This is a genomic window from Gordonia sp. YC-XJ4 (assembly GCF_059511865.1).
In genome coordinates, this window is the sequence record NZ_CM183447.1 from 1,999,930 (window position 1) to 2,021,393 (window position 21,464).

General features: G+C 67.1%; 21 protein-coding genes and 1 riboswitch. Of the genes, 10 read left to right on the forward strand and 11 right to left on the reverse strand.

Annotated features, from left to right (window positions below; genetic code table 11):
• Positions 1-9: 9 nt before the first annotated feature.
• Together AC5ZH6_RS08795 and AC5ZH6_RS08800 are read right to left on the reverse strand one after the other, a co-directional pair.
• Positions 10-1,458, reverse strand: a complete 1,449-nt coding sequence (locus AC5ZH6_RS08795) for a cutinase family protein (protein ID WP_271355405.1) — start codon at positions 1,456-1,458, stop codon at positions 10-12.
• Positions 1,459-1,628: 170 nt separating this feature from the next.
• The gene (locus AC5ZH6_RS08800; protein WP_271355406.1) at positions 1,629-2,267 is read right to left on the reverse strand and encodes a SipW-dependent-type signal peptide-containing protein; all 639 of its coding nucleotides are present in this window, start codon (positions 2,265-2,267) and stop codon (positions 1,629-1,631) included.
• Positions 2,268-2,681: 414 nt separating this feature from the next.
• On the opposite strand from AC5ZH6_RS08800, the gene AC5ZH6_RS08805 reads away from it, so the two are divergent.
• Both AC5ZH6_RS08805 and AC5ZH6_RS08810 read left to right on the forward strand, forming a co-directional pair.
• On the forward strand, positions 2,682-2,909 hold the full coding sequence (locus AC5ZH6_RS08805; protein WP_014359505.1) for a DUF167 domain-containing protein: 228 nt from the start codon (positions 2,682-2,684) through the stop codon (positions 2,907-2,909).
• 225 nt (positions 2,910-3,134) lie between these two features.
• Complete coding sequence (locus tag AC5ZH6_RS08810; RefSeq protein WP_014359506.1) at positions 3,135-3,584, forward strand: hypothetical protein; 450 nt, start codon at positions 3,135-3,137, stop codon at positions 3,582-3,584.
• A 16-nt stretch (positions 3,585-3,600) separates the two neighbouring features.
• Here AC5ZH6_RS08810 and AC5ZH6_RS08815 read toward each other — a convergent pair whose 3' ends face one another.
• The gene (locus AC5ZH6_RS08815; RefSeq protein WP_006367533.1) at positions 3,601-4,065 is read right to left on the reverse strand and encodes a tRNA (cytidine(34)-2'-O)-methyltransferase; all 465 of its coding nucleotides are present in this window, start codon (positions 4,063-4,065) and stop codon (positions 3,601-3,603) included.
• A 5-nt stretch (positions 4,066-4,070) separates the two neighbouring features.
• Positions 4,071-5,072, reverse strand: a complete 1,002-nt coding sequence (locus AC5ZH6_RS08820) for a serine/threonine dehydratase (protein ID WP_006367532.1) — start codon at positions 5,070-5,072, stop codon at positions 4,071-4,073.
• A gap of 62 nt (positions 5,073-5,134) precedes the next feature.
• On the opposite strand from AC5ZH6_RS08820, the gene AC5ZH6_RS08825 reads away from it, so the two are divergent.
• From AC5ZH6_RS08825 to AC5ZH6_RS08835, 3 genes are all read left to right on the forward strand, one after another.
• Positions 5,135-6,049: a bifunctional methylenetetrahydrofolate dehydrogenase/methenyltetrahydrofolate cyclohydrolase gene (locus AC5ZH6_RS08825; RefSeq protein WP_271355408.1), complete on the forward strand. Its 915-nt coding sequence runs from the start codon at positions 5,135-5,137 to the stop codon at positions 6,047-6,049.
• A complete protein-coding gene (locus tag AC5ZH6_RS08830; protein WP_496168942.1) occupies positions 6,046-6,369 on the forward strand; it encodes a DUF3017 domain-containing protein in 324 nt (107 codons plus the stop codon). Before AC5ZH6_RS08825 ends, AC5ZH6_RS08830 begins: the two co-directional genes overlap by 4 nt.
• Before the next feature lie 85 nt (positions 6,370-6,454).
• Positions 6,455-8,014 carry an Hsp70 family protein gene (locus AC5ZH6_RS08835; RefSeq protein ID WP_006367529.1) on the forward strand — a complete coding sequence of 520 codons (1,560 nt, stop codon included), beginning with the start codon at positions 6,455-6,457 and terminating at the stop codon, positions 8,012-8,014.
• Between the two features lie 63 nt (positions 8,015-8,077).
• On the opposite strand, the gene metX is transcribed toward AC5ZH6_RS08835, so the two are convergent.
• Both metX and AC5ZH6_RS08845 read right to left on the reverse strand, forming a co-directional pair.
• The gene (gene metX, locus AC5ZH6_RS08840) at positions 8,078-9,226 is read right to left on the reverse strand and encodes a homoserine O-acetyltransferase MetX (RefSeq protein ID WP_014359510.1); all 1,149 of its coding nucleotides are present in this window, start codon (positions 9,224-9,226) and stop codon (positions 8,078-8,080) included.
• A gap of 24 nt (positions 9,227-9,250) precedes the next feature.
• Entirely contained in the window at positions 9,251-10,585 is a 1,335-nt protein-coding gene (locus AC5ZH6_RS08845) for a bifunctional o-acetylhomoserine/o-acetylserine sulfhydrylase (protein WP_271355409.1), read from the reverse strand.
• A 61-nt stretch (positions 10,586-10,646) separates the two neighbouring features.
• Positions 10,647-10,767, reverse strand: a riboswitch (SAM riboswitch).
• 217 nt (positions 10,768-10,984) lie between these two features.
• Between AC5ZH6_RS08845 and AC5ZH6_RS08850 the strand changes: the two genes are divergently transcribed.
• Complete coding sequence (locus AC5ZH6_RS08850) at positions 10,985-12,742, forward strand: cutinase family protein (protein ID WP_271355411.1); 1,758 nt, start codon at positions 10,985-10,987, stop codon at positions 12,740-12,742.
• 93 nt (positions 12,743-12,835) lie between these two features.
• The gene (locus AC5ZH6_RS08855; protein WP_148275452.1) at positions 12,836-14,164 is read left to right on the forward strand and encodes an MFS transporter; all 1,329 of its coding nucleotides are present in this window, start codon (positions 12,836-12,838) and stop codon (positions 14,162-14,164) included.
• On the opposite strand, the gene bfr is transcribed toward AC5ZH6_RS08855, so the two are convergent.
• Together bfr and AC5ZH6_RS08865 are read right to left on the reverse strand one after the other, a co-directional pair.
• Positions 14,122-14,607: a bacterioferritin gene (bfr, locus tag AC5ZH6_RS08860; protein WP_006367524.1), complete on the reverse strand. Its 486-nt coding sequence runs from the start codon at positions 14,605-14,607 to the stop codon at positions 14,122-14,124. The genes AC5ZH6_RS08855 and bfr overlap by 43 nt on opposite strands.
• A 95-nt stretch (positions 14,608-14,702) precedes the next feature.
• On the reverse strand, positions 14,703-14,882 hold the full coding sequence (locus AC5ZH6_RS08865) for a (2Fe-2S)-binding protein (RefSeq protein ID WP_014359516.1): 180 nt from the start codon (positions 14,880-14,882) through the stop codon (positions 14,703-14,705).
• 123 nt (positions 14,883-15,005) lie between these two features.
• On the opposite strand from AC5ZH6_RS08865, the gene AC5ZH6_RS08870 reads away from it, so the two are divergent.
• From AC5ZH6_RS08870 to AC5ZH6_RS08880, 3 genes are all read left to right on the forward strand, one after another.
• A complete protein-coding gene (locus AC5ZH6_RS08870; protein WP_265077827.1) occupies positions 15,006-15,854 on the forward strand; it encodes an exodeoxyribonuclease III in 849 nt (282 codons plus the stop codon).
• A 69-nt stretch (positions 15,855-15,923) separates the two neighbouring features.
• Complete coding sequence (gene trpS / locus AC5ZH6_RS08875; protein WP_079929251.1) at positions 15,924-16,964, forward strand: tryptophan--tRNA ligase; 1,041 nt, start codon at positions 15,924-15,926, stop codon at positions 16,962-16,964.
• A 129-nt stretch (positions 16,965-17,093) separates the two neighbouring features.
• Positions 17,094-18,155, forward strand: a complete 1,062-nt coding sequence (locus tag AC5ZH6_RS08880; RefSeq protein ID WP_271355413.1) for a YhjD/YihY/BrkB family envelope integrity protein — start codon at positions 17,094-17,096, stop codon at positions 18,153-18,155.
• A 24-nt stretch (positions 18,156-18,179) separates the two neighbouring features.
• Here AC5ZH6_RS08880 and AC5ZH6_RS08885 read toward each other — a convergent pair whose 3' ends face one another.
• The 3 genes from AC5ZH6_RS08885 to AC5ZH6_RS08895 all read right to left on the reverse strand — a co-directional run bounded on the left by AC5ZH6_RS08885 (position 18,180) and on the right by AC5ZH6_RS08895 (position 21,412).
• Positions 18,180-19,487 carry a D-alanyl-D-alanine carboxypeptidase family protein gene (locus tag AC5ZH6_RS08885; RefSeq protein ID WP_271355415.1) on the reverse strand — a complete coding sequence of 436 codons (1,308 nt, stop codon included), beginning with the start codon at positions 19,485-19,487 and terminating at the stop codon, positions 18,180-18,182.
• Between the two features lie 75 nt (positions 19,488-19,562).
• Positions 19,563-20,951: an aspartate aminotransferase family protein gene (locus AC5ZH6_RS08890; protein ID WP_006367519.1), complete on the reverse strand. Its 1,389-nt coding sequence runs from the start codon at positions 20,949-20,951 to the stop codon at positions 19,563-19,565.
• Positions 20,948-21,412, reverse strand: coding sequence for an Lrp/AsnC family transcriptional regulator (locus tag AC5ZH6_RS08895; protein WP_006367518.1), 465 nt, complete (start codon positions 21,410-21,412; stop codon positions 20,948-20,950). Before AC5ZH6_RS08895 ends, AC5ZH6_RS08890 begins: the two co-directional genes overlap by 4 nt.
• Between the last annotated feature and the right edge of the window lie 52 nt (positions 21,413-21,464).

Consider the following 21,464-nt stretch of genomic DNA (forward strand, 5'->3'; position numbering starts at 1 on the left):
ATCGCTTGGTCAGGTCTCGTCGATCCGGCTCGAGAGCCAGGTGCCGATCCAGTCGAGTGCCGTGGTCCCGTGGTCGTCGACGACGAAGGAGCGGTAGTCGACATGTGCGTCGGAGGCGGCGAAGTCGGCGGCGGTGACCGCGTCGGTGATGATCGTCGCCGGGTCGGTGATCGCGTGGGCGGCGATGATTCGTGCCAACGCGCTTGCGGCGTCGGTCAATTCGGTCGACACCAAGGGTGTACCGGACGGACCGGCACTGCGTCCGGTGACGAAATCATTCGCCAGGGAGCCGAGTTCACGTGTGATGTCGACGACGTCGCCTGCCGAGGTGGCGACATCGGGGGTGGTGAGGACTGCGTCGGAGGGTGTGAGACGACCGAGGACGTACCAGCTGAGTTCCTGAATCCGGCCGACGACGTCGGCGGTGCGTTCGATGTCGACGCGATCCAGGATGCGGGCGAGTGCGGCTGCGGCCGTGGTTATTCCGGTCTCATCCGGGATGACGGTGAGAACGTCGGCGACGGTGCCGTAATCGATGGCGGCGGCGAGCGTCACGAGCGGGCGCAATTGGTTGTTCAGGGTTCCCGAGATCTGGTGGGCGGCGCGCAGGTCGCCGGCGACGAGACTCTCGCGGAGCCGGTCGGCGTTGTCGGCGATTCCGGCCATGTCGAGCGAGGCCAGGGTGCTCATCGCGTCGGCGGTCCGGGTGAGAGCAGATTCGGTCTCCTCGGTGGTTGTCCCGAGAGCCGAACCGATCTGCCCGAGAACGGGATTGCGGTCCTTGTCGATGGAGCAGTACAGATCGTCGGGGTGGCAGATCGTGATCACCTTGCCCGCGAGCGCACCCATGCCCTGGGGGCGGGGGTCGGCGATCCCGGTGCCCGTCGAGGTGGGGCCGACGGTCTGCTCCCCGTCGGTTCCGGACCGGGGGTCGGCCAGCAACGCCACTGCGCGGACGCGATCTGCGGTCACCGGACCGTCACCGTGACCGATGGCGGCGGCGAGATCGCCTGCGGCGTCGGCGCCTTGGCTGTATCCGGTGATGGTGTAGCTCGCATCGGGATGTACTGCGGCGTGTTCGCGCAGAATCTGTGACGCGTTGGCGACCGCGGTGGATTTGCTTGTCGCGTAACTCTGCCCGTTGTCGAAGGCGCGAGCCATGTAGGGAAGGAAGTAGACGACCGCGCCGGCGCCGTGATCGGCGGCGATGCGGTTGGCGACCGGTTCGAGCATGCCGGTGGCCGAGGTGGGATCGGCGGCATCGTCGGTCTCCCAGGTCCCCGGGATGAACAGGTTGAAGGTGGCCGCTGTCGGTGTGCTCGCTGTTGCGGTCGTGGCGACCGGCGATGTCAGCGCGCCGAAGCCGAGAATGGCGGTGGCCGCGGCGATCGATATGGCCAACAGTGAACGCAGGTGGCGGCCGATCCGGATGGGTGTGTCAGGGGTACATGTTCTCATCGTGCTCTCCCGGGGGAGTGCGTGGGTGGTGACCACGATGGTGATTGCGGTCGAAAAAGTCTGTGATACAGCGGAAGTGATGGACGTCGCTGAGTTCTTGTGATGATGCGGGCAGGCGGGCCGGCGCGGTGGCCGGCCGCCTGCGTGAGGAAGGGACCAGCGGGATCCGCTCAGCTGTCGACGCTTTGGGCCGACAGCTCCCAGGCCGCGTTGACAGTTTGGTCGAGTCCCGACGGATTGGTCCCGGACGGCAGGGTCACGGTGAACCCCAGCCATTTCTGGCCGTTCGCGTCGACCCGGACGGTCGACGAACTCTGTCCGGAGGCCATGGCGCTGTTACTCAGAATGGCCGAACCGCCGGTGCCGTCGTATGTGCCCGGATTAACAGCGCCCAGGTCGGCAATGCTGACGATGAGCTTCTGGCCAAGGGTGTTGGTGCTGTCGACCCTGGCGCCCTGGACGGTGACGTCGGCGGCCATGTTGCCCTCGGTCTCCTTGAGTCCGACCAGCGCATGGACGGAGTCGCCGGGCATCAATGCGCTGGGATCGATGGTTCCCAGAGTGAAGACCATGTTGCCCGCGTCGTCCTGTGTCAGGAATTCGTCCCAGTTCGCCCCGGCGTCGAAGCTGCCCTGGACATTCCAGGAATTCTCGCCGGTGCCGAATTGCGAGTCGCCCCACACGGAATCGTTCCAGGCGGCGAGGGTGATCACCGCGCCGACGCCGAGGACCGAGCCCGCGGCGAGAAGGGCCTTCTTCTTGCGGCGCTTGGCGGTGTGGTCGGGGGTCTGGCTGTTGTTGATGGTCATCTTTCTATCCGATTGTCGCTGGTGGTAAGTGGCGGATTCGCCACTTATCACACAATAACAAGTTATGAGGACATATATTTCAATTCTGTCTACAATGCTCGAAATTCGGCCGTCCGAACATATAAACAATGGCCATGCGATATTGAAAAAGATTGTTGCGCAACGCAATTGGAGGAGATCGCGAGCATCCGAAAGTGAAGGGGCCGTGCATGGGTTGCCAAAGAAGACGCAACCCGTGCGATGTCTCCGGGCTCACTGGGGCGACGATAGGTGACCCGGGGGACAGCGGGCTGTGCTGCGATCGGTCCGGACACCGGGCGGCGCTGATGCGGCGAGAGCGGCCGCATCGGGCATACGGCACAATCGTCACCGGGCCTGCGCCGCGGCGGGACGTGACGATTCGAGGGGTGGAGTATGCCACAGCAAGTGGTGGTGACGGTGAAGCCGAACAGTCGGAAGGGACCATTGGTGCAGACCGGTCCGGACGGCTCGATCACGATTTACGTGCGTGAGCCCGCCACCGAGGGCAAGGCCAACAAGGCGGTCGCCGAACTGCTCGCCGCCCACCTGGGTGTGCCGAAGTCGAGGGTGAACCTCATCGGCGGCGCGACCTCACGCACCAAACGCTTCCGGGTCGCCTGAGGAGGGTTTCTCGGGTCTCCGCACGCGAGCAGCAGGAAGTGGCATCATCGGGTCATGTCACCCGACAGCTCCCCGTCGCACTCGGAATCTGCCGTGCGACAACAGGTTACGCAAACCGAAGAATTGCCCCATACCGGAGAATCCGGCTCGGTACCGAGTGGGCCGGCGCAGCACGCGTACGGGCAGGCCGGTGACGCAGATCTGTCCGCGGCCCGACTGCCGTGGGTGCGCTTGCGACGGGCGTGGCGCGGGTCGCTCGAGCCCGGCGAACAATCCGCGGTGCTGTCGTGGGCGGCCTTCACCACGACCTTCGTCACCGCGCGCGGCATCACGCACTGGATTCGCGCCGGTCACGGCCCCGCCGGCGGTGGAATGAGTCTGGGTGGACACCACTTTCACCACTACAACATCGGAATCGGGTTACTCGGCGCCATCGGTGCAGTCGCGGTGCGCGGCGCCGAACGACACCGGCGCCACCCGGCGACCGCCATCGCCTACGGCACCGGCGTCGGACTCATCGTCGACGAACTGGCCCTGTTGCTCGATCTCGAGGACGTCTATTGGGCCAAGCAGGGCCGTACCAGCGTGGACGCCGCCGTCGCCATCATCGGAGCCGGTGGATTGGCGGTCGCCGGAATGGCTTTCTGGCCGGAGGCCCGAAAAGCGCTGCGCTGAGGAACGTGCGCAGGATTCACACCGCTCCGTCGAATCCCTGTTGTCGCCAGGCCTCGTACACCGCGATACTCGCCGCGTTCGCGAGATTGTGCGAGCGTCGGCCGGCGAGCATCGGTATGCGGATGCGGTCGGTGATCTCCGGCTCGTCGAGAACCTCCTCGGGCAGTCCCGTCGGCTCGGGGCCGAACAACAGGACGTCGCCGGGACGGTAGTCGACGTCGGTGTGATAGCGCTGCGCATGCGCGGTGAAGGCGAACACGCGCTGCGGCTTGAGCGTCGTCCATGCCGTGACCAGGTTGGGATGCACTGTCACCGTGGCCATTTCGTGGTAGTCCAGGCCGGCTCGTTTGACCTGGGCGTCCGACATCGAGAACCCCAGCGGCTCGATCAGATGGAGCTCGCATCCGGTGTTCGCGGCCAGCCGGATCGCGTTGCCGGTGTTGGGCGGGATGCACGGTTGGTAGAACATGATCCGGAACATGGCTGTCATTGTGCCGGGTGCAGGTCGTCGAGCCTGGTGTTGGCCCCGCACAGGACGATGCACAACGTGGAATCGGTCGCGGGTTCGACGGCGCCGGTGGTGACCGCAGCGACGGCGGTGGCCGTGCCGTGTTCGATGACGATCCGGAAGCGGTCCCACATCATCCGGCGGGCCGCGATGAGGTCGGCGTCGTCGACGACCACGGAGTCCACGGCCCGGTCGGCGATGGTCGCCCAGCAGATGCCGCCGACCCGACTCGCACCCAGCGAATCCGCCGCGATGCTGTCCAGCTCGACGGTGACGGGCTCTCCGGCCGCCCGGGCCTGATCCAGACACGAGGCGCCGATCGGTTCGGCGCCGATGAGGCGGTCACCGGGCCGCAACGTGGCAGCGAGTCCGGCGAGCAGACCGCCACCGCCGACACAGGCGACGGTCTGCAGTCTGTGGCCGGGGAGGTCCTCGGCCACCTCGAGGCCGATGGTCCCGGCGCCGGCCACGATCGTCGGCAGATCGTAGGCGTGCAACAGCAGTGCGCCGGAGTCGGCGGCCAGCGCGGCGGCGGCGTCGGCGGACTCCTGATAACGAGTGCCGATGAGCCGCACCGTCGCACCGAGTGAACGCAGCGCCGAGATCTTGACCGCCGGAGCGGTCTCGGGGACCACCACGGTCGCCGGAACGCCGACGAGTCGGGCAGCCCAGGCCGCACCGAGCGCGGCGTTGCCGCCGGAGGCCACGAGAACCCCGGCCTCGGGCAGGGCATCGTGGGCGACGGCGTCGAGCACCGCATTGAGACTGCCGCGCACCTTGAAGCAGCCACCGAGCTGCGTGTACTCCAGCTTGAACACCACATCGACCGGTCCGCCGACCGTGTCGAGCGTGGTCTCGAGCAGGGGAGTGCGCCGCAGGCGGCCCGCGAGTCGTGCACGCGCCGCCATCACGTCGGCAGCGGTGACGGCGACGGGGGTTCCGGCGCGATCGGCGTCCCGATCGGGCGCTGCAGGCGACATGAGCGCAGGCTACCGGCCCGGCCGGGCGATCGGTCGCACAGCGGAATGGAACAATGGTCGGCGTGAGCGCGATACGACTGGACGGCAAGGCCACCCGCGACGAGATCTTCACCGACCTCGCCGCACGAGTGGAGAAGTTGCGCAGTGCGGGAGTCACCCCAGGACTCGGGACCATCCTGGTCGGCGACGACCCCGGCTCGCAGTCCTACGTCAAGGGCAAGCACGCCGATTGTGCGCGGATCGGGGTGTCGTCGATCCGCAAGGATCTGCCCGCAGACACGACGACCGAGGACCTCGATGCGGCCATCGACGAACTCAACGCCGATCCCGCCTGTACCGGGTACATCGTGCAGCTCCCATTGCCGAAACATCTCGACGAGAACGCTGCGCTCGAGCGTATCGACCCGTCCAAGGACGCCGATGGCCTCCATCCGATCAACCTCGGCCGACTCGTGCTGGGCAAGGAATCGACCCTGCCGTGTACGCCGCGGGGGGTCATCCACCTGCTACGGCGCTACGGCATCGACATCGCGGGTGCGCGGGTGACCGTCATCGGCCGCGGCGTCACCATCGGCAGGCCCATCGGCCTGCTGCTGACGCGGCGCAGCGAGAACGCCACCGTGACCCTGTGCCACACCGGTACGCGCGACCTCGCCGCCGAGGTGGCCCGCGCAGACATCGTCATCGCCGCGGCAGGGGTGCCGCATCTGGTGACCGCCGACATGGTCAAGCCGGGTGCCGCCGTGATCGATGTCGGCGTCAGCCGGACCGAGGACGGCCTGCGCGGCGACGTCGCGCCCGACGTCTGGGATGTGGCCGGACACGTCTCGCCCAACCCGGGCGGGGTCGGGCCGCTCACGCGCGCCTTCTTGCTGGTGAACGTCGTCGAACGGGCCGAGGCTCAGCTCGCGGCGCTCACCGCAGGCGACTCCGTGCGGAACGCCGCGGGCGACGCCGTCGGGACCCGTTCGCGATGACCGGCGGCGCCCCCCGACGGGTGGAGCGGTTGCGCCACGTCCGACGGGTGCGCGCCTACGCGGTACAGATTCCCTACCTGCTGGTGCTGCTCGGCGTCGTGGCCGCCGCGGCACTCGTGTTGTTCGATCGATGGCGTCGCGGAGCGTTCGTGTTCGGATCGGCGTTGTTGTTCGGCGCACTCCTGCGCGCGCTGATCCCCACCTCGCGGGCCGGGTTGCTGCAGGTCAGGGGTAAATTCTTCGATGTCGCGGCAATGGCGTCGGCAGGTGCGCTGATCCTCTGGCTGGCGACGTCGATCGACCCTTTGGGCACAGATTGATTACACTGGTGACCTAAGCGTGACATTCGGGGTACGGACCCGACGCACAAACTCCGCCGAGCGGAGCGATTGTTAGCAACACTAAGTGGGGATTGACATCAGTTCGACGTTCGAGATCAACGACCAGGCAAGACCGGGCGACACCACGTCGCTGGGCGTCTCCGTCGGTGAGGGAATGATCCATTACGTCCTGCTCACGCACGACGAGGCAGGTCGCACCGCCCTCGAGGCGCGCGTCTTCGACGTCGATCCCACCGACGGACTCGATTCGGTGGGACGCGTGAACGCGGGCATCGACCTGATGCTCGACGCCGCCCGCGCCGCCGAACTACGCGTCGGCCCGATCGGGGTGGCGGCGCGGACCGCCACCCAGCGCCGTCGTCTGCGCTCGGGAGGGTCGGGTACCCGCCGTCAGATCCACCTCGGCTCCGATGAAGAAGCGGTCGCCGAATTCCTGACCCGAACCGGACAGATCGGACGATTCTCGTCGGTGGTCGTCGCCGATTGCGGCGACACCGGCGTGTCGCTCTACACCGTGGATCCGGCCGCAGGCCGGGTCGGGTCGATCGAGAGGTCGACGGTGCTCAGTGGACGCCGGATCGACGAGGCGCTCGCCGACCACATCGCCGCGGAGGTGGACGGCGCCGACGCCGGCACCCGCACCAAGCGCCAGCGGGCCAAGCTGGTCAGCGCCTGCCGCACAGCGAAGGAAGAGGTCGCCGACCCCACGTCCGCCTCGGGTGCATCCACTGCGGGGCTGGGCTCATCGGCAGGACTGGCCGGGGTGTCGTTGACCTCGGCGACCGTCGAGCGGGTTGCCGGCCCGATGGTCGACGAGGCGCGCGAGGTGTTCGCCCGCTATCTCGCCGATCTCCGGTTGCGCGGTGACGCCCCCGACGCCGCGGTGCTGGTCGGTGGGTTGGCGAATCTGCCCGTCACCCGACGAATCGTGCCCGATGCCGGACTCGAACTCCTCACCCCGGCGTCGCCGGAATTGGCCGCGGCCACCGGTGCGGCGATGCTCGCCGGCAAGGCAGGCACCAACCGACTGGCCTTCATCGGCGGTCGCCGCGCGCGTAGCTGGTCGGCGGTACCGGTGGCGATCGTGGCCGGGATCATCGGTGCGATCGTGATGGCGGCGGTCGCAGTCGGCGCCACCGTGACCGACGACGCCGACCCGCTGCCTTCGCCGACGCGCACCGCCGATGCGCACACCATTGACACCACCCGGGATTCGGGATTCACGACGACGTCGCATCACCAGACGACTTCGGTGGTGACCTCGGTCGCGGTGTCGTCGCCGACCTCGCCGGACGGGCACGAGCAACTCCCGAGTTGGGCGACGACCGAACTGCCGCTCACGACGTCGACGACCACCCTGACGCTGGTGCCCAACACCACCACGCCGTCGGCGACCACCCCGTCGACCACCACCCCGACCGGCCCGACACTGACTCCGTATCCGACGCTGCCGATCCCGTCCGGTCTGATTCCGTCCGGTCTGATCCCCAGCATCGTGCCGCCGCAGACGACCGCGCCGGGATTCGCTCCGGAAATCCGGCCCTCCCAGCCGTCGTCGAGTACCGCGCAGGCGCCGAGTGCGGGGAATCCGGCGGAGACGACCACCACCACACCCGCCCGCTGAGACACGCCCGCCCACGACGCCTGCAGGCGCGTGGGCGGGTCGGTCTGTGTCGGTGTGAGTGCGTCAGCGGCGAGCGAGATCCACAGTGCGCTTGAGGAGATCGGCGATCGCGTCGAACTCGGTGAGGAACCCGTCGTGGCCCTTGTCGGAGCGGACCACCTGGAGCCCGCCGACGCAATTGCCGAGGCCCTCGGCGATCTCGGCTTGTAACCGCAACGGATACAAGCGATCCGAATCGATGCCGGCGACGATGGTCGGGACGGTGCACGAGGCGAGGGCGGCGGCGATCCCGCCCCGGTTGCGGCCGACGTCGTGGTGGTTCAGCACGTCGGAGAGCACCACGTAGCTGCCCGGATCGAAGCGCTCGATCAGCTTGTCGGCCTGGTGCTCGAGATAACTCTGAATCGCATAGCGACCGCCGAGAAGCGGATTCTCTTGCGCCTGAGGCGTATTGGCGAACCGCTCGTCGAGCTCACCCTCGAATCGGTAGGTGAGGTGGGCGATGCGCCGGGCGATCCCGAGGCCGGCGATCGGGGACCGTCCGGTGCCGTGGTAGTCGCCGCCCTGCCAGTCGGGATCGGAGGTGATGGCCGCGATCTGGGTGGTCTGCGTGCCGATCTGATCGGCGGTGGCACGCGCGCCGACCGCCAGCACCAGTGCGCTGCGGACCCGATCGGGGTACTCGATCGCCCACTCCAGCGCACGCGCGCCACCCATCGAGCCGCCGAGTACCGCGCCGATTCCCTTGATGCCGAGGGCATCGAGCAGGGCTGCCTCGGCACGCACCTGATCGAGCACGGTGATGTCGGGGAAGCGTGAACCCCAAGGCCGCCCTTGCGAATCCGGCGACGACGGGCCCGTCGACCCACGGCAGCCGCCGAGGACGTTGGCGGAGATGACACACCATTCGTCGGTGTCGATGGCCGCTCCCGGCCCGATCAGACCATCCCACCACCCGGGGGAGGGATGCTCGTCGGTGGGAGCGCCGGTGACGTGCGAGTCACCGGTCAGGGCGTGCAGGGTCAGGATCACGTTGTCCCGTGCAGGCGACAACGCCCCCCAGCGCTGGAACGCCAGGGTGACGTCGTCGAGTTGCTGCCCGTTGTCGAGAGACAACGACCCCAGACGCATTCGGACCATCTGTCCGTCGGGAACTCGTTCCCACTCGGGCTGATGCGTCGTGGTCGCCTGGGGGTCGATGCTCACCGACACGGGTGTTGTGCTCCTGTCCTAGAACTACTTGGCCGCCGCGAAACCCTGGTCGAGGTCGGCGATGATGTCGTCGATGCCCTCGATACCGACGGCCAGGCGCACCAGGCCGGGGGTCACGCCGGCAGCGAGCTGCTCCTCGGGGGTCAGCTGGCTGTGGGTGGTCGACGCGGGGTGGATGACCAGTGACCGCACGTCACCGATGTTGGCGACGTGGCTGTGCAGCGTCAACGCCTCGACGAAGCGCTTCCCGGCGTCGACGCCACCGGCGATCTCGAAGCCGATGATCGCGCCCTGCCCCTTGGGCGCGAGCTTCTGACCACGGGAATACCAGGGCGAGGACTGCAGACCGGCGTAGGCCACCGACTCGACCTGAGCGTGATCGGCGAGGTAGGCCGCGACCCGCTGCGCATTGGCGACGTGGCGCTCGACGCGCAGGCTCAGGGTTTCCAGTCCCTGGGCGAGCAAGAAGGCGTTGAACGGCGAGATCGCCGCGCCGGTGTCACGCAGCAACTGCACGCGCGCCTTGAGCGCGTAGGCCGGCGCACCGAGGTCGGCGAACACCGCACCGTGGTAGCTGGGATCGGGGGTGGTGAAGCCGGGGAACAGATCCTGACCATCACGCTGCACCCGCCAATCGAAGGTGCCGCCGTCGACGATGATGCCGCCGATCGCGGTGCCGTGCCCGCCGATGTACTTGGTCGCCGAATGGACGACGATGTCGGCGCCATGGGCCAGGGGGTTCAGCAGGTACGGGGTGGCGACGGTGTTGTCGACGATCAGCGGCACGCCGTTGCGATGGGCGACCTCGGAGATGCCCTCGATGTCGAGAATCTCGTTGTTGGGGTTGGAGATCGACTCGCCGTAGAACGCGCGGGTGTTGTCGCGGACCGCGGCCTGCCACGAATCGAGATCCTCGGGATCCTCGACGAAGCTCACCTCGATGCCGAGCTTGGGCAGCGTGTAGTGGAAGAGGTTGTAGGTCCCGCCGTACAGACGCGGGCTCGACACGACGTGTCCGCCGTTCTCCACGATGTTGAGGATGGCGTAGGTCTCGGCGGCCTGACCGGACGCGACCAGCAGTGCCGCGACACCGCCCTCGAGTGCGGCGACCCGCTGCTCGACGGCGTCCTGGGTGGGGTTCATGATGCGGGTGTAGATGTTGCCCGGCTCGGCGAGGCCGAAGAGGTTGGCCGCGTGGGTGGTGTCGTTGAAGACGTACGACGTGGTCTGGTAGATCGGCAGTGCACGGGCGTTCGTGGCGGCGTCGGCCGACTGGCCCACATGGATCTGCTTGGTCTCGAAACTCCAGTTGTCGGCTGGGTTCTGGGCATCCGTACCGTCGTTGGCTACGTCAGACATGAAAATAGATCACTTTCTGCGGTCGGCAGGGTGTGGTGACCCTGATGGGGTCCGACCTTCGGACCCGCGCTTGCCGGGGATGCTCGTCGCGATCCCACAACCCGGTCATCACCCGGAGCACCCCACCGCGGTTGGAGGGTTGCCGATCAGCGAGCCGGGGCTTGACGCTGATACTCATGACCTGGCGACAAGGATATAACACGGTCGTCGTCGGCTGAGAACCCTCCTGCTCAGCCTGGTTTGCGTGCTGGACAGAAACGGTCCGTGCGGTTCGGGCGCGCGGTAGGTGTCGCCCGGACGGACGAATCGCCGTCCTGATCTCGACCGATCCGCCGGAATCGGCCGCGCCGTCTGCTTACCCTTGCCACGTCACGGTTCCCTCGCCCAAGGACGTGTCCGATGCGGCTCTCACCTTCCTTTGCCTCGCTCCGCGGCAGCGTCTCGACCGGAGTGGTCGGGGCCGCGAGTGTGGCGCTCATCGCGGCCGCATTCTGGGGTCACGGGGTCGCGTCGGCGGAAACGGCGGCGGCGTGCAGTCAACCCGGTCGGGTGTTCATCGTCGGCGGCACGTGGAATTCCGACGGTTCGTATCTCGTCGGGATGGAACAGCGCTACACCGGGCACGGCGCGCACTGGGAGGAGCTGCCGGACAGTCCGTACTCCGGCGCGGGCGCCTACGAGATCGAGCAGGTCCCGTACTCCGCGACCATCTGGCCACTCGGGTCGGTCGGATACAACGCCAGCGAGGCCGAAGGGTCGGCCAACCTGGAGCAGGCCGTCGCCGCGTACCAGCAGCAGTGCGGTGCCGACAAGAAGATCGTCATCGCCGGCTATTCGCAGGGAGCGCGGGTGGCCGGCGACGTTCTCACCGACATCGGTGCGAATCGGCCGGTGACCATGGACGACGGCTCCACCTACGTCATCTCCACCACCGATTCCGACGGTGCGCGCACGGTGTCGGGTGAGCTCTACTCCGATCCGCGGATGTCGGGGACGTTGTGGGGACAGGGGATCGAGGCGACCCTGGTCGGGATCATCCCCGGTCTGACCATGTCCGGAACCCGAGCAGTCACCGACTACGGGGGCCTGCCGGTGACCACCTACTGCATCGCGGGCGACCCGATCTGCGATCTCCCCGATCCGTTCCATGACCCGATCGGCGACCTCGACGCGCTCCTCGGCTACTGGGTCAAGCACGGTCAGTATCCGTTTCACATGTATCAATTCCCGGGTACCGGCACGACCTGGTACATGAACGGCGCGAACGAGCCCATGACATGTACGCAGAGCGGAGCGTTGCAGACCTGCACGATCGCCTCGCCCTCGTCGATGGCCATCCTCACCCAGAACCTCGTCGACGCCGTGGGCCTGCACTGGTCGGTCCCGGACCTCGTGGCCTACCGGTTCCGCCTACCCGACATCATCGGGATCACCCTCGCCGACTTCCAGCCGCCGATCCGGTGGGTCATGGACTGGTTTCCGCCGTTGCCGCAATTGGGCTACGGCGCGTACCTGCCGGATCTGTACGCCTTCGAGAACACCATCACCGGCGTGCTCACCTGGAACGGCGAGCTCTTCGAGCAGGGAGCCCAGGCGTTGCTCGCCAGCGGCAAGAGCATCGTCGCGCTGCCGCTCAATTTCGTGAGGTACTGGGTGGCGCGCGTCGTCGAGGGGATCACGACGGTGCCGAGGGGTTCGACGGGTGCGGGTGCGTCGGTGCTGTCGACCCCGACACATGTCGCGGTGCCGCTGGTTGCGTCCCAGCAGAGCGCAGTCGACGGTGAGACGGGCGCAGTCGACGGTGGGGCGGGCGCTGTGGGCGATGAGGCGGGCGCAGTCAGCGGGACCAGGGGCGCTGTCGGTGAGGGTGGGGGCGCTGTCGGCGCAAGGCGGGCACCGGAGTCGAGCACGTCACCTGCGCCGAGCACCTCACCTGCTCCTAGTGCGTCACCTGCGCCGAGCACGTCACCTGCGCCGAGCACGTCACCGGAGTCGAGTTCGACGTCCGAGTCGGGCGCGACGCCGTCGCCGTCGGCAACGTCGGCGCAGGAGAGTTCCGCGCCGTCACCAGGTGATGCCGGAAGCGGTTCCGCGCCCGATCAAATTACGGTGCCGACCCCGTCGTCGGTGAAGGAATCCGCTGCCGCCACACCGTGACGGGCGTCTCGATTCCGGCCCGACAAACCCGTGTGAACGAACTCACCCGCGTCGGCGGGAATCCGCGGCGGACGCGCCGTGGTTACGCCTCCCGTGTCGAAATCAGCCCATCCCACCTCCGCCGTGACCGCCGACGCGACGCCCGCGACCGGCGCGGCACCGTCGGTGGCGTCCGATGATCTCGGTATTGCGTTGTCCGACAATGTTTCTCGTCGCCAGACGTCGCTACGCTGGGCGATCCTGGCGCTCGCGCTCGGCGGTTTCGGTATCGGGACCACCGAGTTCGTCGCGATGGGTCTGTTGCCCAATATCGCCGGCGCCCTCGATGTCAGCGAGCCCACCGCCGGGACGGTGATCTCGGCGTACGCGCTCGGCGTCGTGGTCGGTGCGCCGCTCATCGCCGCCCTGACCGCCCGGATGTCGCGGCGCACCTTGCTGATCGGCCTGATGGTCGCCTTCACCGTCGGCAACGTCGCGACGGTGCTCGCGCCGTCCTTCGGCCTGCTGGTCGCGGCGCGGTTCGTGGCCGGTCTGCCGCATGGCGCGTATTTCGGGGTCGCCGCTCTGGTGGCAGCGCATCTCGCGGGTCCGGGCAGGCGCGCCAAGGCGATCGGGCAGGTCATGCTCGGCCTGGCGGTGGCCAACGTCGCAGGCGTGCCGATGGCTGCCTGGCTCGGTGAGCATTTCGGTTGGCGCAGTGCGTTTCTGGTGGTTGTCGTCGTCGGCGTGGCGACCGTCGCCGCCCTGATCCGCAGCCTGCCGTCGTTGCGTGACATGCGCGTCACCAACCCGGTCACCGAACTCGGTGCCCTGCGCCGCTCGCAGGTGTGGTTCACCCTGTTCATCGGAATCGTGGGTTTCGGGGGGATGTTCGCGTTCTACACCTACCTGAACACCACGTTGACCACACTCGGTGGCCTGCCGGTGGGGCTGGTCCCGCTCGCGCTGATGCTGTTCGGGCTGGGCATGGTCGTCGGCAACATCATCGGGGGGATCGCCGCCGACCGCAGCGTGTCGCGCTCGATCCTGGTGGGACTCGTCGGGCTCGCCGCGGTCTTGCTCTGCTTTGCCCTCTTCGTTCAGATCACTTGGGCTGCACTGGCGTTGACCTTCTTGGTGGGTGTCGCCGGCACCTCGATGGTGCCCGCGTTGCAGACCCGTTTGATGGATGTCGCCGAGGACGCCCAGACGCTGGCGGCGGCGCTGAACCATTCGGCCCTCAACATCGCCAATGCCGCCGGCGCATGGCTCGGCGGCATCGTGATCGCGGCAGGTCACGGCTATCGCGCACCATCGGTGCTCGGGGCCGCGCTGGCCGTGGCGGGAGTCGTGGTCCTGGGCGTCGCCCTGGCGGCGGCGCGCCGGACCCGACGACCCGATCAGCCCACGTCGGGTGGCGTGGCGACCGTCTTGGACATGTAGAGCTGCTCCCCGAGGCGGTCCATCAGCTCGAGCTGGGTCTCGAGGTAATCGATGTGGTGCTCTTCGTCCTTGAGGATCTCTTCGAAGAGTTTGGCCGAGGTGATGTCACCCTTGCCGCGGCACATCGCGATTCCCGGCTTGAGGCGCTCGACGACCTCGATCTCGATGGCCAGGTCGCATTCGAATTGCTCACGCAGGGTCTGGCCGATGCGCAACGGGAGGATCTGCTGATAGTTGGGCAGGCCCTCGAGGAACAGGATCCGGTCGGTGAGGATCTCCGCGTGGGTCATCTCCTCGATGGATTCGGCGCGCGTCTTGGAGGCCACCTCGGTCAGCCCCCAGTTGTCCTGCATCTTGGAGTGCAGAAAGTACTGGTTGATCGCCGTCAATTCGCTGGTCAGCTGCTCATTGAGCAGGGCGATGACCTCGTCATCTCCACGCATGCCACAACTCCGTTCGGTCCAGGGACTGGTGAATCGAACGGTAGCACGAGCAATAACCCCACGCGCGTAATTCGCATGGGGTGACCTCCAGTGAGTCAGGCTGCGGTGGTGACGGAAGTCCTTTCGCTCACGATCTGCTGTAGCCGTTCGAGGCAGGTGCCACATCCTTCGCCGGCACCACAGCGGTCGCTGATCGCGTCGACGGTTCGAGCGCCCGCGGTGCAGTGCTCATGGACCTCGTCCTCGGTCACCGCGCGGCAGATACAAACGAACATGGAACTCACCTCATCTGGCTGTTAGGTGAGGATTACATAAAGTGGCGCGTCGGCGCAAGGGTTGCCTTACCTTTGGAATCACTCCAGATAACGTGTCGGTGGCCGCACGTAGGGTGGGGCACCGTGACCACGTCGATCACCACCATCAACGTAAACGGCATCCGCGCCGCCACCAAGCAGCGTTCGGAGATCAATCCCGGCTTTCTGAGCTGGCTCGATGCTTCGGGCACCGACATCGTCCTGATGCAGGAGATCCGGGCCGACACCGAGCAGACAGAAGCTGCATTGGGTCCGGCTCTCGAGGCCGGCTGGCATCTGTCGATGACCGAGTCGGTCGTCAAGGGCCACGCCGGGGTCGGTGTGCTGAGCCGGTCCGCCCCGAAAGCCGTGCGCGTCGGATTCGGCAGCGAGGAATTCGACGCGACCGGGCGCTACCTCGAGGCCGACTTCGACGTCCCCGATCTCGGAGCGCTGACCGCGGCCAGCCTGTATCTGCCGAAGGGCGCAGCCGAACCGACACCGTCGGCCACCGAGAAGGAGACCGCCAAGTTCGCCGAGAAGAAGCGCTTCCTCGACGAATTCGGCGAGTATCTCGCCGGAGTGGCCCGGCGCCGGCGGCACGTGGTCGTGGGCGGGGACTGGAACATCGCGCCCGCCGAGCTCGACATCAAGAACTGGAAGGGCAATCTGAAGAATCCCGGTTTCCTGCCCCACGAGCGCGAATGGGTGGGCGCGCGCCTCGAGTCGGGCTGGACCGACGTCGTGCGCGACCTGCACCCCGCTGTCGACGGCCCGTACAGCTGGTGGTCGTGGCGCGGCAAGGCATTCGACAACGACTCCGGCTGGCGCATCGACTACCAACTCGCCAACCGGTCATTGAGCCGACGGGCGGTGAAGGCCTTCGTCGATCGCGCCGACTCCTACGATCGCCGGTGGTCCGATCATGCCCCGGTCACCGTGGTCTACGAGTGATCCGCGGCGTCCGATCGCACCGTCGGGCTCCCGCGGTTGATCACTCGACCCGTCTGAAAGAATCGACCCATGAGTGACGTCTCCGGGTCGGTGTCCGCGCCGCGTCAACGTGTGTTGTCGGGCATTCAGCCCACCAGCGATTCCTTTCACCTCGGCAACTACCTCGGTGCCGTGCGGCAGTGGGTGGCCCTACAGGACGACTTCGACGCGTTCTACTTCATCCCCGACATGCACGCCCTCACCGCGGAATTCGATCCCGCGACATTGGCGCACCGCACGCGGGTGTCGGTGGCGCAGTTGCTCGCCGTCGGCGTCGACCCGACCCGGGCGACCGTCTATGTGCAGTCACACATCCCCGAGATCGCGCAACTGACCTGGGTTCTGCAGTGCATCACCGGATTCGGCGAGGCCAACCGGATGACGCAGTTCAAGGACAAGAGTGCCAAACAGGGCGCCGACGCCGCCGGGGTCGGACTGTTCACCTATCCGATCCTGATGGCCGCGGACATCCTCGCCTTCGACGTCGACCTCGTCCCGGTCGGTGAGGACCAGCGCCAGCACCTCGAGCTGACCCGAGACCTCGCCCAGCGCTTCAACAAACGCTTCGGCGGCGTCCTGCGGGTGCCACGTGCGCACATCGTCTCCGAATTCGCGAAGATCTATGACCTGCAGAACCCGACGGCCAAGATGAGCAAGTCCGCCGAGACCGACAAGGGTCTGATCAATCTGCTCGACGACCCGAAGCGTTCGGCCAAGAAGATTCGCTCCGCGGTCACCGACACCGGCTCGCAGATCTCCTTCGATCCCGCCGACAAACCGGGCGTGAGTAACCTGCTCACGATCCAGTCGGCGTTGTCCGGGGTGGGCATCGACGATCTCGTCGCCAAGTACGAGGGCAAGGGGTACGGCGATCTCAAGGTGGACACCGCCGAGATCCTCACCGAATTCGTGACACCCCTGCGCGGTCGCGTCTCCGAATACCTCGACGACCCCGCCGAACTCGATGCCATCCTGGCCTCGGGCGCGGCCCGGGCCCGTGAGATCGCATCCGCCACGCTGAAGTCGGTATACGACAAAGTCGGGTTCCTGGCACCTACGGTAGGGGCGTGAGGCCCGTGCCCGGTTGATCCGGGTCGGCGGGTACCGACGCGGAGCGTCAGTAGGCGTACCGACGCGGACCGCTGTCGGGCGCACCCACGCGGAGCCCGGGCGCTTCGCCGACAGGGAGGTGAGGCGACGATGGGTTCGGTGATCGCGTGGTTCAAGAATCTGCTTGCACGCGCCAAAGAATGGTTCGCTGCCGCTCGTGAGCGCTGGCCGTGGCTTGGTCACGCCATGCGCACCCAGGAGCGCTACACCAATCGGCGCGGCAACGTCCATGCCGCGAGCATCAGTTTCAACGGAATCCTCGCGCTCGTCCCGATCCTGATGGTTGCGTTCGCCGTCGCGGCATTCGTCCTGGCGAGCAACCCCGATCTGATCGAACAACTCAAGGACGCCGTGGTCAAGCAATTGCCCGGCGGCATGGGCGACCAGATCGGCTCCGTGATCGACTCGGCGATCTCCTCACGCGCCACGGTCGGCATCATCGGTCTCGTCGGTGCCGCGCTGACCGGTGTCGGCTGGATCGCCGGTGTGCGAGCCGGGATGACCGAGATGTTCGGGGGCAGGCTGTCGCGCAATGCTCTCGTCTCGAAGGTGACCGATCTGCTCACCTTCGTGGTGCTCGGGCTGGCCTTCGCTGCGACGATGGCACTGACGACGCTGGCCAACGGCGGTGGCATCGTCAGGAAGGTCCTCGAGTGGGTCGGCGTGGACCACACCTCATGGGCTCCGGTGCTGCTGCGGGTGGTGGCGATCGCGATCTCGGTCTTCGCCAGCTGGATGCTCTTCACCCTCGTGCTGGCCCGTCTTCCCCTGGTGCCGTTGCCTTTCCGTAACTGCCTCAGCGCCGGCCTGATCACCGCGATCGCGTTCGAGATCATCAAGAACCTCGGCGGGCTCTACCTCAAGTCGGTGCTCGGCAGCCCGGCCGGAGCCGCGTTCGGGCCGATTCTGGGCATCATGGTCTTCGCCTACCTCGCGTCGCGGATCATCCTGTACGCCACCGCGTGGTGCGCCACCGATCCGATCAACGAGGATTTCCAGGTCGACGACGAGATCGACGAGACGCAGCAGCGGCCGGTGGTGATGCGTCCGACCGTGGAGGTCAGTCCGATGCCGAAGGTCGGTGCACTCGCCGGTGCCGCCGCGGTCGGAGCTGCGGTGGGTATGGTGATCCGGCGCGTCCGCGGCGACTGACGATCCGCGTCGCTGCGGCGCCGGTCAACGGCGGCGCCGCCCGACGAGGCGGGTGGCCGCGGCCAGCAGGATCACGACGACGAGGGCGACGACCAGCCCGACGAGAATGCGGGTGGCGGTCGAGTGATCGGCGGTGCTCGACGGACGAGCGGTATCCGCTTGCGTCGTCATCGCCGATGACCCTGATGACGCCGATGACCCCGATGCCGTGGTGGCCGATGTCGATGCCGATGTGTTCGGGCCCGCCACGAGCTCACCCACCCGGGTGTCCGACGGTGCGTGGAATCCGTACTCCAGCAACGATTGTGCCTGGGTCCAATAATTGTCGTCGCCGGTCGAGAGACCGTACATCTGCACGATCAGGACGGTCTTGTCGCCGTGGCGGGCGGCTCCGACGAAGGTTTTCAGTGCGTCGTCGGTGTACCCGGTCTTGCCGCCGAGCATTCCTGGATAGCCTTGCAGCAGTAGCTGATCCGAGGTCTGCATCTCGTATCCGGGGTGCGGTGTGTCGCTGGGTACGTCCGAGCGGGGCGGGTACCCGGGGAAGTGGTAGGTGGGTGTGGAGATGATGTCCCGGAACGTTGAATTGCCCATCGCGGCACGGAAGATCAGCGCCAGGTCGTAGGGCGAGGTGGACATGCCTGCGGCGTCGAGGCCCGATGGCGTGGTCGCCCGGGTGTCCAGCGCGTGCAGGTGCGCGGCGAGCGAGTTCATCTTGGTGAGCGTGCTCGATACCCCGCCCAGTTCACGCGCGAGCGCGTGCGCGCAATCGTTGCCGGAGACGATCAGCAGCCCGCTGAGCATGTCGCGCACGGTGTAGCGCCCGCCCGGTCCCATGCCACACGAATCGCCCTCCTGACTCCAGTCCTCGGCGGTCGGCACGACCATCTTGTCGAGGTCGAGTCCGGCATCGAGGACGGTCAGGGCCAGCAGCACCTTGATCGTCGACGCCGGGCGGTAGCGGCCGTGCGGGTCCTTGGCGGCGATGATCGCACCGGTGTCCAGGTCGGCGACCAGCCAGGCCGCCGAGGTGAGACGTTCGGGGATCGGGCCGGCGCCGGGATCGGCGATCACCCCGCATGCCGAGAGGCGCTCGCCGCCGACGGCCGGTGTGGGGACCGGGAGTGCAGTGGGCGTCGTCGAGCCGGGTGCGACGACCTCTGAGGTGTCGACCGGGGGCGGCGGGGTCTGCCGATGCGGGCACTGATCGGTGACCGGTGTCGCCGGCGGAACGGCGACGGCGGCCCCGGGTGCGCTCACCAGGGCCGCCGCACACACCGCTGCCAGGATCGTGCCGATCCGTCGGCCGAGGTGCGTATTCCCCCACGTCACTGCACGGACGTTACCAGCGGCGTCATCTCTCGGCGTCATGTCGTGTGGGCGACGCCGAGACCGGATGTCGGCCTGTCAGAGCAGTGTGTAGGCCTCGGTCAGCACCGAGCGCAGGATCTGTTCGATCTCGTCGAACTCGGCCTGTCCGGCGATCAGCGGCGGGGCCAGCTGGACGACCGGGTCGCCGCGGTCGTCGGCGCGGCAGTACAGACCGGCGTCGAAGAGCGCCGTGGACAGGAATCCCCGCAGGATGCGTTCGGCCTCGGCGTCGCTGAACGACTCCTTGGTGGTCTTGTCCTTCACGAGTTCGATGCCGTAGAAGTAACCCTCGCCGCGGACATCGCCGACGATCGGGAGATCGTGCAACTTCTCCAGCGTTGCGCGGAACGCGGGGGCGTTGGTCTTGACGTGGTCGTTGATGCCTTCGCGTTCGAAGAGGTCGAGGTTGGCCAGCGCCACCGCCGCCGACACCGGATGCCCACCGAAGGTGTAGCCGTGCGGGAAGGTGGTCGATCCGTCGTTGAACGGCTCGAAGAGCCGGTCGCTGGCGATCATGGCACCGATAGGGGAGTAGCCGGAGGTCATACCCTTGGCGCAGGTGATGATGTCGGGCTGGTAGCCGAAGTCCTCACAAGCGAACATCGAGCCGATGCGGCCGAATGCGCAGATCACCTCGTCGGAGACGAGCAGGACGTCGTACTGATCGCAGATCTCGCGGACCCGCTCGAAGTATCCCGGCGGCGGCGGGAAGCACCCGCCGGCGTTCTGCACCGGCTCGAGGAACACCGCGGCGACGGTCTCGGGGCCCTCGAATTCGATGGCCTCGGCGATGCGGTCGGCGGCCCAGCGTCCGAACTTCTTGGGATCGGCGGCCAGATCCTCGTCGGGCGCGCGGTAGATGTTGGTGTTGGGCGCGCGGAATCCGCCGGGGGTCAGTGGCTCGAACATCTGCTTGAGCGCCGGTACGCCGGTGATCGCCAACGCGCCCTGCGGGGTGCCGTGGTAGGCGACCGCACGCGAGATCACCTTGTGCTTCATCGGTTTTCCGGTCAGCTTGAAGTACTGCTTGGCCAGCTTCCATGCGCTCTCGACCGCCTCGCCGCCGCCGGTGGTGAAGAAGACCCGGTTGAGATCACCGGGTGCGTAGGCGGCCAGGCGCTCGGCCAGCTCGATGGCCGGTGGTGTCGCGTACGACCACACCGGGAAGAAGGCGAGCTCCTTGGCCTGGCGAGCGGCCGCTTCGGCCAGCTCGACGCGACCGTGGCCGGCCTGCACCACGAACAGACCGGCGAGGCCGTCGAGGTAGCTGCGCCCGCGGTCGTCGAAGATGCGGACACCCTCGCCGCGGGTGATCACCGGCGGGGTGATGCCCTCGCCGTGTCGGGCGAAGTGGCCCCACAGGTGCGCGGCGCTGCGTGCTCCGAGAGAGGTTCCGTCGATGGACGGTTGGGTGGTTGTGGTCATCGTGTTCCCCAATTGTATTGCTGTTTGACGAGTTTCAGATAGACGAGGGTCTCCGTGCCGGTAACCTCGGGATGTTTGCGGACGGTCCGGTTGAGGATCGAGAGGAGGTGATCGTCGTCCTCGCAGACCACCTCGATGAGGATGTCGAACGAGCCGGCGGTCAGCACCACATAGTCGATCTCCGGATTCCCGGCGAGTGCCGTGGCCAGTTCCTCGGTGTCACCGGTACATCGGATGCCGATGAGGGCCTGGCGGGCGAACCCCAACTTGAGGGGATCGGTGACGGCGACGATCTGCAGTAGTCCGCTCTCGCTCAGCTTCTGTACGCGATTGCGTACCGCCGCCTCCGAGAGTCCGACCTCCTTGCCGATCGACGCATACGAACTGCGCCCGTCGGCTTGCAGTAGCTCGATGATTCTCTTCGCGGTGCCGTCGAGATGAGGGTGAGAGGCTTCAGGCACCCCCCGATCTTGACGGATTCAGTGGTAAAGCGCAACCGATACTTCTGATTTC

Coding starts and splice junctions, on each gene's coding strand:
- AC5ZH6_RS08795 (WP_271355405.1), bottom strand. CDS start 1,458: ATGAGAACATGTACCCCTGACACACCCATCCGGATCGGCCGCCACCTG.
- AC5ZH6_RS08800 (WP_271355406.1), bottom strand. CDS start 2,267: ATGACCATCAACAACAGCCAGACCCCCGACCACACCGCCAAGCGCCGC.
- AC5ZH6_RS08805 (WP_014359505.1), top strand. CDS start 2,682: ATGCCACAGCAAGTGGTGGTGACGGTGAAGCCGAACAGTCGGAAGGGA.
- AC5ZH6_RS08815 (WP_006367533.1), bottom strand. CDS start 4,065: ATGTTCCGGATCATGTTCTACCAACCGTGCATCCCGCCCAACACCGGC.
- AC5ZH6_RS08820 (WP_006367532.1), bottom strand. CDS start 5,072: ATGTCGCCTGCAGCGCCCGATCGGGACGCCGATCGCGCCGGAACCCCC.
- AC5ZH6_RS08830 (WP_496168942.1), top strand. CDS start 6,046: ATGACCGGCGGCGCCCCCCGACGGGTGGAGCGGTTGCGCCACGTCCGA.
- AC5ZH6_RS08845 (WP_271355409.1), bottom strand. CDS start 10,585: ATGTCTGACGTAGCCAACGACGGTACGGATGCCCAGAACCCAGCCGAC.
- AC5ZH6_RS08850 (WP_271355411.1), top strand. CDS start 10,985: ATGCGGCTCTCACCTTCCTTTGCCTCGCTCCGCGGCAGCGTCTCGACC.
- bfr (WP_006367524.1), bottom strand. CDS start 14,607: ATGCGTGGAGATGACGAGGTCATCGCCCTGCTCAATGAGCAGCTGACC.
- AC5ZH6_RS08865 (WP_014359516.1), bottom strand. CDS start 14,882: ATGTTCGTTTGTATCTGCCGCGCGGTGACCGAGGACGAGGTCCATGAG.
- trpS (WP_079929251.1), top strand. CDS start 15,924: ATGAGTGACGTCTCCGGGTCGGTGTCCGCGCCGCGTCAACGTGTGTTG.
- AC5ZH6_RS08880 (WP_271355413.1), top strand. CDS start 17,094: ATGGGTTCGGTGATCGCGTGGTTCAAGAATCTGCTTGCACGCGCCAAA.
- AC5ZH6_RS08890 (WP_006367519.1), bottom strand. CDS start 20,951: ATGACCACAACCACCCAACCGTCCATCGACGGAACCTCTCTCGGAGCA.